Annotated in this window: 2 pseudogenes; both read right to left on the minus strand. The window is 38.5% G+C overall.

Going from position 1 to position 644, the window contains the following annotated elements:
* A pseudogene (locus AB4486_RS25880) lies at window positions 1-152 on the minus strand (glycine/betaine ABC transporter); the annotation flags it as partial.
* A 202-nt stretch (window positions 153-354) separates the two neighbouring features.
* A pseudogene (locus AB4486_RS25885) lies at window positions 355-644 on the minus strand (hypothetical protein); the annotation flags it as partial.

The following is a 644-nucleotide window of genomic DNA, read 5'->3' on the forward strand; positions in this document are numbered from 1 at the left end:
GAAGAAAGCATATCGATTTCACCCGTTTTCAGTTTTTCAAAATTTTCCTGATGAGGGGAAAAGATTCGCTCAACTTCGAAGCCCATACTTTTCAATACATTGCTAACCAATGAAGCTGTCGTGCGATGAAATGATAAATCTGTTACACCCATTGTGATTTTTTTATTCATTGTTCTTCCGCTCTTATCGTTGCTGATAGATTGATAATACAAGGCACTAGAGCAATCAAAAACAGCCTAATGTTTGATTTATTATCAAAAATAAATTGATAGACACCGATTTACACTTAATAAAAAAGCGCATGCATTGATAAAATACATACGCTTTATATTGACGAGTCTATCTATTGTCGTCTTAATCTAGTTTGATGCGTAACACATGGAACGGTTTGCTCGCACCTTCTTCGCCTTCATTAAGGGCTGGATTTAGATGCAGAGAATTTTGCGTCACGTAGAGGTAACCACCCTGAATTGAGAACCCATCTGCCCATGACAGCAATTTGTCATCTTGTGCAAACGTCTTGAAGCTCTCACTCGTTACAATGCTCACAGCGTTTTTCTCAACATCGCCGACATAGATATTACCGTTATCGGCAATGATCATGCCGTCACTTGGGCGTTTTTCATTGTAGAACTCGATAGATT

The organism is Vibrio sp. 10N.222.55.C6, assembly GCF_041473395.1.
Lineage (GTDB): Bacteria > Pseudomonadota > Gammaproteobacteria > Enterobacterales > Vibrionaceae > Vibrio > Vibrio crassostreae_C.